At 38.8% G+C, this 12,024-nt stretch carries 6 protein-coding genes; all 6 read left to right on the forward strand.

Annotated features, from left to right (window positions below):
- Nucleotides 1-181: 181 nt before the first annotated feature.
- The gene (locus tag VCM39_RS21310; RefSeq protein WP_289292215.1) at nt 182-1,717 is read left to right on the forward strand and encodes a sulfatase-like hydrolase/transferase; all 1,536 of its coding nucleotides are present in this window, start codon (nt 182-184) and stop codon (nt 1,715-1,717) included.
- A 27-nt stretch (nt 1,718-1,744) separates the two neighbouring features.
- Nucleotides 1,745-4,786 (forward strand): chondroitinase family polysaccharide lyase, encoded by a 3,042-nt coding sequence (locus VCM39_RS21315; protein ID WP_322933378.1) that lies wholly within the window; start codon nt 1,745-1,747, stop codon nt 4,784-4,786.
- Between the two features lie 129 nt (nt 4,787-4,915).
- A complete protein-coding gene (locus VCM39_RS21320; RefSeq protein WP_322933379.1) occupies nt 4,916-8,926 on the forward strand; it encodes a two-component regulator propeller domain-containing protein in 4,011 nt (1,336 codons plus the stop codon).
- Nucleotides 8,927-9,213: 287 nt separating this feature from the next.
- Entirely contained in the window at nt 9,214-9,363 is a 150-nt protein-coding gene (locus tag VCM39_RS21325; RefSeq protein ID WP_413544814.1) for a glycoside hydrolase family 3 N-terminal domain-containing protein, read from the forward strand.
- Between the two features lie 42 nt (nt 9,364-9,405).
- Nucleotides 9,406-9,600 (forward strand): glycoside hydrolase family 3 N-terminal domain-containing protein, encoded by a 195-nt coding sequence (locus VCM39_RS21330; RefSeq protein ID WP_413544847.1) that lies wholly within the window; start codon nt 9,406-9,408, stop codon nt 9,598-9,600.
- A gap of 86 nt (nt 9,601-9,686) precedes the next feature.
- On the forward strand, nt 9,687-11,990 hold the full coding sequence (locus VCM39_RS21335; RefSeq protein ID WP_322933380.1) for a VPS10 domain-containing protein: 2,304 nt from the start codon (nt 9,687-9,689) through the stop codon (nt 11,988-11,990).
- The last annotated feature ends 34 nt before the right edge of the window (nt 11,991-12,024 follow it).

Below are 12,024 nucleotides of genomic sequence, written 5' to 3' on the forward strand. Positions count from 1 at the left end.
TACCATACAGGAAAATTGCGCAGCCTACTAATCACTAATCACTAACCACTAATCACCCATCCCTAATCGCTTATCACTCCCCATTATGTACTTTTCTTGCCTTTATCCGTACAACATTATCCACTATCTTGTTTCATGAGGACTATCTTTGCACTGTAGAAATCCTTAAACAATAAAAACCATGAAACAGGTATTGTATACTTTACCTCTACTTTCCGGTATCACTTTGATAACGAGTTGTGGAGTCAGTGCCCAAAAAGAAACTGGAAATAACAAGCAACAAAAACCTAATATTATCTATATTTTTGCTGACGATCTTGGCATTGGTGATCTTAGTTGTTACGGAGCAACCAAAGTTAGTACCCCTAACATTGACCGGCTGGCAGGACAAGGTGTACAGTTCACCAATGCCTATGCAACTTCCGCCACCAGTACTCCTTCCCGGTTCGGACTATTAACAGGCATGTATCCCTGGCGACAAGAAAACACAGGAATTGCTCCGGGAAACTCCGAATTAATTATTGATACTACTTGTGTCACGATGGCCGACATGATGAAAGATGCAGGATATACTACCGGTGTAATAGGGAAATGGCATCTCGGACTAGGTCCCAAAGGAGGAACCAACTTCAATAAACAGATATCACCCAATGCACAAGACATCGGTTTTGATTACGAATTTGTAATTCCTGCTACCGTAGATCGTGTACCTTGTGTGTTCGTAGAGAATGGGCGGGTAGTAGGACTCGACCCGAACGACCCGATTACAGTCAGCTATAATCATAAAGTGGGTAACTGGCCTACAGGTGAAGAAAATCCAGAGTTGGTTACACTCAAACCCAGCCAAGGGCACAACAATACAATTATTAATGGTATTCCCCGCATCGGATGGATGACAGGAGGAAAATCGGCTCTCTGGAAAGACGAAGATATTGCCGACATCATTACCAACAAAGCTAAAAACTTCATTTCACAACATAAAGACGAACCGTTCTTCCTGTATATGGGAACACAGGATGTACATGTTCCCCGCATTCCACACCCTCGTTTTGCAGGTAAAAGCGGATTAGGTACCCGCGGTGATGTTATTCTGCAATTGGACTGGACAATCGGTGAAATCATGAATACATTGGACAGCTTGAACCTTACAGACAACACAATGCTAATTTTCACAAGCGATAATGGTCCCGTCATTGATGACGGTTATCAAGACCAGGCTCTTGAAATGCTGAACGGTCATACCCCTATGGGGATTTACAGAGGTGGCAAATACAGTGCTTATGAAGCTGGTACACGCATTCCATTCATCGTTCGCTGGCCGGCAGGCATCAAACCAAGTAAACAACAAGCCCTTTTCTCCCAAATAGACGTTTATGCCTCTCTTGCTTCTTTACTGAAACAGCCTTTGCGAAAGGGGGCTGCTCCTGATAGTCAGGAACATTTAAGAGTGTTATTAGGTAAAGAAGCTGCTAACCGTGACTACGTTGTACAGCAAAACCTGAATAATACACTTGCTATCATCAAGGGACAATGGAAATACATTGAACCCAGTGATGGACCGGCTATCGAGTACTGGACAAAAATGGAATTAGGCAATGATAAACGTGCTCAACTATACAATCTGTCATCTGATCCTTCCGAAAGACAGAATGTGGCAAACGAACATCCCAAAATAGTGCAAGAGTTATCTGCTTTATTAGAAGAAGTAAAGAAATAAAGATCTTATTTTTAATACACAATTCATATGACAAAATACAAATCTATCAGAAATGGTATCTGTGCTACCATAATGGCGGTTACACCTATCCTGCTTTCAGCACAAATAGTTAAACATGACAGGCTTCTGTCTTTCGAATCGGCAGAAGTACCTTCATTTATTTCCGGTACAAACTCCGGTCTATCCATCTCCGACCAACATTATAAAGACGGTACGCACTCCCTGCAATGGAAATTCCAGCCAGGGAGCAGTATCACCATTGATAAAGATCTGAAATTCGAAAAGAAAGATCCGACAGGAGTTGATAAATACCTGTCAGTCTTTGTGGTATGGATATACAATGAAAAGCCAATAGCCCAAACTATGCAATTCGAATTTCTGAAAGATGGAAAAGTATGTACTTCATTCCCTTTCGGATTGAATTTCCATGGATGGCGGGCTGCCTGGGTATCTTATGAACGGGATATGCAAGGGACCCCCGAAGAAGGAATGAACAAAATACGCATTACCGCTCCCGATGTTCCGGGCGAAATATTCATTGATCATTTGCTCACAGCCGCTAAAATGGATCATCGTTATCAAACTGCCGATTTACAAGTGCCGTTTGTTAACAAAGAAACCGGTAATCATTGGTTATTTGCATTAAAATATTCTCAATTAACTCCGGATATCCCACTGGAAAAGACGGTTAGTAACCTGCAACATAAGGAAATAAAAGTAATAGAAAATCGTCTGCGGGAAATAATCTGTCCTCCAAGTGAGGTTACTCCTCAGACGATAGCCAACCTGCGCAAAGCATATGACTCCTATGGTATAACATACAAAGATGGCAAAGTTTCCGGACTTCCTCTTTTTTACGGACGTGCAGCCGAAGCTTACGAACGCATTCTGCCGGATTGGAAAGGAAATATAATAGCCGCTAATAACATGGAGGTTAGCAATTTCTTTAGTTTGATGAACAGAATCGCCGTGGCATATAACAATGCAATAAATCCTCAAGACAAAGACGCGCTCAAGCAAATGTTTATTACAATGTATGATCATATTACCGATCAGGGGATAGCATATGGCAGTTGTCTGGGTAATATCACCCATTACGGTTATAGTTTCCGTCCTTTCTTTACAGCCTATTTTCTGATGAAAGAGGTATTCCGGGAAATAGGAAAACAAGAAGAAGCAGAAAAGGCAATGCTTTGGTATTCGACTGTAAACGATGTATATAATAAACCGAAAACAGCAGGTATCGATATTGATTTCTTTAATACACTCAGTACCGGACGCATCGCCAGCATCCTGTTCATGGAAGATACTCCTGAGAAAGTACAGTATCTGAAATCCTACTCACGATGGCTCAATAATGGTTGTCTACCGGCTGAAGGGTTGAATGATGCCTTCAAAGCAGACGGTTCCGCCTATCACCATTGTAACAATTATCCGGCCTATGCAACAGGTGGTCTTACCGGAGCTACCAACATGATTTACCTATTAAGTCATACCAATTTTGCAGTATCAGAATTAGCTCATCAGACAGTAAAAGAGGTACTTCTCACCATGCGTTTCTATTGTAACAAACGTAGTTTCCCTCTCTCAATGTCCGGGCGTCATCCCAATGGGAAAGGAGAGTTAATTCCCGAGCATTATATTCTAATGGCTCTGGCAGGCTCCCCTGACAGAAAACAAGATATCGACACAGATATGGCCAATGCCTATTTACGCCTTACAGAAGCACCGTATAAATGCAACAAACAAGAAGAATCCTTCAGAAATCTATTTACTGCTAAAGGATTTAGTCCGGAACAGGATCCTGAAGGAAATAAAGCAATGGGATACGCTTGTGTATCCATACAACGTCGTAATAACTGGTCGGCAGTAGCCCGCGGTCATTCGCGTTATCTATGGGCTGCCGAACACTATCGTGGTGCAAACCTTTTCGGACGTTATCTGGCACACGGCAGTCTGCAAATCATGACTGCTCCTCAGGGAAAAGAGGTATCGTCTACCAGCGGCGGATGGCAGGAAGAAGGTTTTGACTGGGGACGTATCCCAGGAACTACAGCCATTCATCTCCCGGTAGATCAGCTGGAAGCCAACATTCTTAATGTAGACGTGTTTTCGGGATATGAAGAAATGCTATATTCGGATGAAGCGTTTGCAGGAGGTATCTCACAGGAACACCGGAACGGAGCATTCGGTATGAAGCTTCATGAACATGATAAATACAATGGCTCACACCGCGCCCGTAAATCTTTTCATTTCTTTGACGGAGTGATTGTATGCCTTGGCTCGGATATTGAAAATACAAACAATGAATATCCTACAGAAACAACCATCTTCCAGCTTGCAGTAAAAAATGAGGCCGAACACAATTTCTGGAAAAATTACCAAGGAAATGGAAAGTACTGGATAGATCACATCGGAACAGGTTATTATGTTCCTGTCGTTGCCAAGTTCGAAAAAAACTTTCCGCAATACTCACGTAAGCAAAATACCGGAGAGAAAACCGAAGGAGACTGGGTATCACTAACTGTCGATCATGGTAAAGCACCCAAAGGAGGCTCCTATGAATATGCGATTCTTCCCCAGACAACCCAGACAGAGATAAGCAGTTTCGCTAAAAAGCCATCTTATAAGGTACTTCAAAAAGATCGTAATGCACATATCGTACGCGATCTGAAGAGTAATACTACTTCCTATATCTTATTTGAAACTCCGGATATGTTACCGAAAGGTCTCATACAAAAGGTAGATACCTCTTGTCTCATCATGTTACGCGAGCATAAGCAGGAAGCGGTACTTACCGTATGCCAACCTGACCTGGCACTCTATCGGGGGCCTTCCGATGATATATACGATGAGCAGGGAAAACGCATCGAACGCAGTATTTACTCCCGTCCCTGGATAGGAAATCCAAGCCAATCAATCCCCGTCCGTATCGAGCTAAAAGGCAAATGGGGAATCAATGAAACTCCCGGGTGTAAAACAGTCTCATCAGATACTAAAAAAACAGTATTAGAGTTTACCTGCACAGATGCAGCAAATCTGGAAGTTAAACTAATTAAAAAGGAATAAGAACTAATTCCCAATAAATACTATAAACGGGAGTTTAAAGAAGTAGTACATTGTATAAACTAATTTAAAATGACTATTTAAAATTGTATAGTTAGTATGAATTAATACCTGATCTACTCTCATAAACTTATGCATAAAAGATTATTAGTAAGTATCTTTATTTCTTTCATCTTCTCTTTACAGGGAGTGGGAGAAGAAATTTCGTTTAATCATCTTACTACTGAGGATGGTTTATCTAATAATTCGGTCATGTCTATGTATCAGGATGAACGGGGATTCATATGGATAGGCACACGTAATGGTGTTAATTTATATAATGGAAGAAACTTTAATGTCTATCAATACGATAAAGACAATTCAAACAGCTTGCATTATAACCATGTAGCCCAGATTGTAGGCGATAGGAAAGGGACTGTCTTTTTTATGACGAGTAAAGGGGTATCTGCGTTTGATATAAAAAAAGAAACCTTTACGACCTTAATTTATAATAATGTATTAGGCATGTATTATAAAGAGGCACTATATATCAGTATGAAGAATTCTATTTATCAATATAATGGTAAAGAGTTCGAACTTTATTATAGTTTACCGGATAAAGACGCATTAATTAATCATATTTGTTTGCAAAACGATTCAATTATGATTGGTACTATGAATAAAGGAATTTATATAGTAGGTAAAGATAGTAAAATAAACCATTTGATTCCTCATGCACGAGTTTGTGATTTGTTGAAAGATAGCTCCGGGCGTTTTTGGATTCCAACATGGGAACATGGTTTGTATATGTTACAAGGAAAAACACTTAAAAACTTTCGTTGCAAAACGGATGATCCGTCTTCGATCAGCTCAGATTTTGTCTATAAATGTTGTGAAGATAAAAAAGGAAATATTTGGGTCGGGACATTTAATGGTTTAAATCTATATCATAACGAAACGGAAACTTTTACAAGTTATACCAAAAGTGATAAAAGGACAGCGCTCTCATACCCTTCCATATGGAGTTTACTGTGTGATGAGCAAGGTACGATCTGGGCCGGCACTTATTATGGCGGAATCAATTATTTTAATCCGAATAATCAGATATATACAAAGTATAATACATCTTTAATTGAATCAGAAGGACTTAGCTTCCAAGTTGTTGGGCAAATTATTGAAGATAAAGAGCATCATTTATGGATATGTACGGAAGGTGGAGGACTTAATAAATTCGACAGGACAACAAATACATTTACTTGGTATAAGTCCACTAAAGTATCGAATAGCCTGTCGCATAATAATGTCAAGGCACTTTTTTACGATAGAAACAGAAACGTTTTGTGGATTGGTACCCACTTGGGTGGATTGAATAAGCTGGATATTACTACAGGACATTTTACTCATTATTTATCTGATCCGAACGATAGTAAATCATTACCGTCAAATGTAATTCGAACGATAGTTCCATATCAAAACAAATTAATACTGGCTACTAACCGAGGCATATTCATGTTTGATCCAGAAACTACAGAAGGAGAAATAATATTATACGATTCGGGCTTACATTCAGCTATTGAATTGAAAATCGACTCTCGGGGAGTGTTGTGGATTACAGGTAGTGACGAGTTGGAAGGTATCTTTGCCTATAATTTTTCTACAAAGAAGTTGAAAAGATATGTTTCAAGTCCCAAAGCAAATAGCATAAGTAGTACGGTTATCAACCATATTTTTGAAGATAGCCGGAAAAGACTTTGGTTTTGTACAAATGAGAACGGACTTGACTTATATGACCCTTTTACCGACAGTTTTGAGAATTTTGATAAACGCAATAATAACTTTGCCAGTAATATCATTTATAATATATGTGAACTTTCGCAAGATGAGTTGTTACTAACTACTGACCACGGTTTTTCGATTTTTAATTTAAAAGAAAAACGGGCAGAGAACTATGGCAAGGAAAATGGACTTCCCATGATTGATGTAAGGAAGAAATCGTTATGTAAAACAAGTGATGGAGAAATATTCATTGGGGGAGTAGACGGTATGTTTTCTTTCAAGCCCGAACGCCTTAAACCTGTTTTTCATTCATATTCCATTTTGCCTTATCAACTTTTTATTAATGGAGAGAAAGTTGCTGTCAATGGTCAAGACGGCATTTTATCACAAAGTTTGTCTTTAACTAAGCGCATTGTATTAAAATCCCATCAAAACAGAATTGATATCGAATACGCTTTTACTGACTATCTGCCTTCTTACAGAGAGGATATTGTGTATTTCTTAGAGGGATTTTCCAAATCATGGACAAGTATGCGTAGTAAAAATACAGTAACCTATGAAAATTTGTCTCCAGGTAAATATGTCCTTGTAGTGAAGGCTCAAGGTGAAAATAGTAGTTTGGTACCAGAAAGCCGTTTGGAGATAGAAGTTTTACCTCCTTATTACCGAACGATATGGGCTTATTCGGCTTACTTTTTTTGTCTGGCAATTTTAAGTTTTTATCTGGTTCGCGTGTATAAAAAGCGTATTGAATTGCAAGAATCTCTTAAATATGAGAAAAAGCATACAGAAGATCTTGAGAAACTAAATCAAGCTAAGTTGCGTTTCTTCACAGATATTTCACATGAATTCCGAACCCCTTTGACATTAATTATCGGACAGATAGAGATACTTCTACAAACACGTTCACTGGTTCCGGGCGGATTTAATAAAATTTTAAGTATATACAAAAGTTGCTTGCATCTAAGAGAGCTACTAACCGAGCTACTTGATTTTAGAAAGCAAGATCAAGGGTATTTGAAGATTAAGGTAGTTGAGAGTAATATAGTTAGTTTTTTGTATGAGCACTATTTACTTTTTAATGAATATGCCTTACATAGGCGTATTCATTTTCAATTCTGTAAAGAAGTAGACGACTTGAAAGTCTGGTTTGATCCCAAACAGATGCATAAAGTATTCAACAACCTCATCTCAAATGCTTTTAAGTATACGAAGGAAGGTGAAGATATCAAAATTTCGATTCAGAAGGAGAACGAGGAAGTTGTTATTGAAATTATCGATACCGGTGTCGGCATTGCTCCAAAAGATATGGATAGGATATTTAATAGGTTTTATCAAGTAGATCAAGATTCTTCATTTCAAGGGACAGGCATTGGACTTGCTCTATCAAAAGGTATTGTTGATTTACATCATGGTAGAATTGAAGTTCGAAGTGAAGGATTAGGAATGGGAACGACTTTTCGCATATATCTTAAGATTGGAAATAATCATTTTCAGAAAGAACAGATCGGTGAAAAGGAGGAAAATATCGATTACTTAAGACAAATTTCTATGCCGGAGTCATTCCAATCACTCTTGTTACAGGAAGATGCAGTATCTTCTGATAATAATGTAGAGGAAGTAAATACGAGTAGCGTTAAGATATTGATTATTGAGGACAATCTCTCTTTGAGAAATATGTTAATTCAGATTTTTAGACCGTTTTATATGGTTCTATCATCTTCGAACGGGTTGGAAGGATTGGAAATATTACGTAGTGAGATGCCCGACATTGTGCTTAGTGATATCGTCATGCCGGGGATGTCCGGAATTGAATTATGTCAGATTATAAAAAAAGATTTAGACACGTGCCATATTCCGGTTATTCTTCTAACAGCTAAAACAACCGTAGAAAATAATTTGGAAGGATTACGGATAGGAGCGGATGACTATATCACAAAACCGTTTAATGTTAATATTCTTCTTTCCAGATGCAATAATCTTGTCAATAATCGGATTATGCTTCAGGAAAAATTCAGCAAACAGCCTCAGGCTATGGCTCAGGTGCTTGCAACAAATGCCTTTGATAAAGAATTTTTAGATAGAGCAGTAGCGGTCGTAGAGCAGCATTTGGATGATTTTGAATTCAATATGGACTCATTTGCTTCTGAGCTTGGGATGGCACGTACCAAACTTTTCACCAAGATGAAAGCCATTGCGGGACAAACGCCTTATGAATTTATTATGACATACCGTCTCAAGAAAGCTGCTATAATGCTCAAGTCTAGTCAGGAATTAGCTATTTCGGAGATATCGGATCGACTTGGATTTAGTTCTCCCAAATATTTTACTAAATGCTTTAAAGACCGATACCATGTAGCTCCGCTAAATTACCGTAAAAATGATTAGAATGATTTTAGTTCTATAATACGCTTTAATCTCATGCAATATCGTTGAAATGGGTGATTTTGTACTTATCCTACCCCTGTTTTGTACTGACACAGGTGTTCTTAATCTTTTCCTATGTGTATTTTTGCATATTCGCAAATGGCAGTAAATTAAAATACGATAAAGAATGAAATTCAAAGAGTAGCAATTGAAGAAACCCGGTTGGGGATTCCTGTTATAATTAATGATGAAGCTTTACATGGCCCTATCCACAGCCTATTGTACTATCTGGTACTTGGGATTTAGATTTGATCCGTAGGATAGGAAATGCTATTGGAAAAGAGACCTATAGTCGGGGGATTCGTCAGGTATTATCTCCAACTTTAGACCTTGCACGTGATCCGCGTCATGGAAGAATGAAAGAGACGTACGGGGAAGATTCTTATTTGGCAGCTTGATTTGGTGTTGAATTTATAAAAGGTGTACAGGGGAACGGAGTAATCTGTAATCCCAAACATCTTTTAACAGATTTCGTAGCAGATGGAGGATGTGATACCGGGAATATCGCTTTGAACGAAAGAGAACTACATGAATTACATATGGTACCCTATCGGGCAGCTGTTATAGAAGCGAAGTCCAAGTCATTGATGGCTACATACAATGCAATTGAAGGTAAAAGCTATATCTTTAATTAACAATTGATTTTGTAAGATTAATAGATCGGAAAGTATAAGTGAATAATAGGATACAGTTGGTTGTAATTTGAATAAAATATAGAAATATGAAGTCTAAATCATTTTTAATAATAGTGTTGTTGACTTGCTATTCATCATTAAGTTATAGTCAGGTTTCATCTGTGAAACTTAGTACTTATAAAAAAGGGAATCAGAATATCACTGTTTATCAGTCTGATATGGGTGGTGGTGGATATATAACCGGTATTGTACAAGATCCTCTGAATAGTAATATACTGTATGCCCGAAGTGATGTTGCCGGTATTTTTAAGAGTGTGGATGGTGGTAAAAGCTGGGCTGTAAAGAATTCCGGTATGAATAAGATGAGTGATCATTATTGCCATTCTCTCGCTATAGATCCATTCGATAATAAAAGACTGCTACGCGCATCCGGTGATGTGCGCAGTTTTCGCTTCACAGGACGTATTCACCGTTCTGATGATGGAGGAGAAAGTTGGTATCTTGTAAAAGATGGACTCGATTATTACGGTAATGGCCCGACACGTATGTTTGGAGAGCTCATTGTTTTCAATCCGGACAAAAAAGGTGAGGTCGTAGCAGGAAGTTTCTCCAAAGGCCTTTGGATGAGCCATGACAATGGTGAGACATGGACCTGCAAAGGGTTAGAAGGAGAGCGTATGTCTTCTGTACAATTCTGTGATAATCGTATTTATGTGTGTACAATCTCCGATAAATATAGTAATGATCCTAAATCTTATAGATTTAGCGAAGATCCCAAATCACTACAAGATTTTAGGAGAAATAAAAAGACTCGTATATATACGTCAAACGACTGCGGGGAAAGTTGGCAAGTTTTATATGAGAGTAATAAATTAGCTGCTATATATGAGATAATTGTTACTGATCATGGAAACACTGTGTTATTTACGGCAGATGTGGGAGTATATCGTAGCGAGAACGGTGGAAAATCATTTAAACTCATCTCCGATCTACCATCAGAAAACTGTTATCGTACTTTGGTACAATCTTCCCTTGAACCGTCCGTATTCTATACTGCTGAGATGATACCATCGGGAAAGGCAGATATTCCCATTTATCGTTCTGCCGATAAGGGACGTACTTGGCAATTAATTTCTCCAAATTGTAGTTCTGAAAATTTGTCATGTTTCCCCGCTTGGCATGGAAATGATACCAGAAGGTTGGGTGATTCGCGCATATCGCATATTCTGCCGGATAACGTTAATCCAAACAAACTATACATTGCCAACTGGTGGGGGATAACGGTTACTGAGGATCTAGGCAAAAACTATTGTGGCAATTATTTTAAGGGAATTGGAATTATCTGTTGCGAGACATTGTTGCAGCATCCCTCCCGTCCCGATCAACTCATTTCAGGGGTATGTGACCACGCTCCGGCTCTATCTACCGACTGTGGCAAAACCTTTTCAACTATTCCTGCTAATTACGGTCCGGCACGTACAGTCTGTCTGTCTCGGTTCAATCCAGACCTGTTGCTTTTTGTAGATGAGAGAAAGGGAGAGTACATTCGATTATATAAGAGTGAAGATAATGGAAAGAGTGCGGAGAAGAAGTGGGAGATGGAAAATAAAAATTTTATTCAGGATATAAAGGAAGATCCTATTGTAAAAGGGCGTTTTTGGGCATATGTTGAGGGAGATTCCAATTCGCAATATCATCCTGGTGTCTATGTCTCGAATGATTGGGGAGAAACATGGAATACAACTGACACTAATCCCTTTATTAATCTGAAATCGGTTCCTGAAGATGAATTTAAGATTGATAGGGACTTAACTCCAATTGTGAATCATCAATATAAAAATGGATGTGGTACAGGGCAAATGTTGGCCATTGATTCTCAACAAGCAGGTGTAATATATGCCGGGGAATGGACCACTGGAATCTATCGCACGCTTGATGGAGGAAATAATTGGGAAAATATAGGAGGTGGACTTCCTTTTGACAAACAGAAAAATGAGATATTGCAATTTGTTTATGCCGACCCATATCGTGCAGGAGTTGTTTATGCCGGATTTTGGAATAAAGGTTTATGGAAAAGCAGTGACTTTGGAATCACCTGGCAACAAATAGAATTGGGAGGCAACAAGAATTGTAATGCATCTTCTATGTCGATAAATCGTGATGAGAAAGGTGGAGAACTAATGGCGCTGGGTTGCTCTAATCATCCGTTAGGAGATACTGATACCGCTTTATGGATTAGCTACGATAATGGCGGTTCGTGGAAAGATATATATGATTATTCCATAGGTTGTGCCCGGTTTCTATCTGTTGTTACCAATGCCAACCAGCAACGTATTTATGTGGCGACGGCGGGAAATGGAGTTCTGTATTTCGATTTGTCAGGGAAGTAGAGACATAGTGCTTGCTGTTCTCCCTTCTACTATA

The organism is Bacteroides mucinivorans, assembly GCF_034654355.2.
GTDB classification, from domain to species: domain Bacteria; phylum Bacteroidota; class Bacteroidia; order Bacteroidales; family Bacteroidaceae; genus Bacteroides; species Bacteroides nordii.

Excerpts from the sequence above, each read along its gene's own strand:
- VCM39_RS21320 (WP_322933379.1), top strand. The coding sequence starts at position 4,916 with ATGCATAAAAGATTATTAGTAAGTATCTTTATTTCTTTCATCTTCTCT.
- VCM39_RS21310 (WP_289292215.1), top strand. The coding sequence starts at position 182 with ATGAAACAGGTATTGTATACTTTACCTCTACTTTCCGGTATCACTTTG.
- VCM39_RS21315 (WP_322933378.1), top strand. The coding sequence starts at position 1,745 with ATGACAAAATACAAATCTATCAGAAATGGTATCTGTGCTACCATAATG.
- VCM39_RS21335 (WP_322933380.1), top strand. The coding sequence starts at position 9,687 with ATGAAGTCTAAATCATTTTTAATAATAGTGTTGTTGACTTGCTATTCA.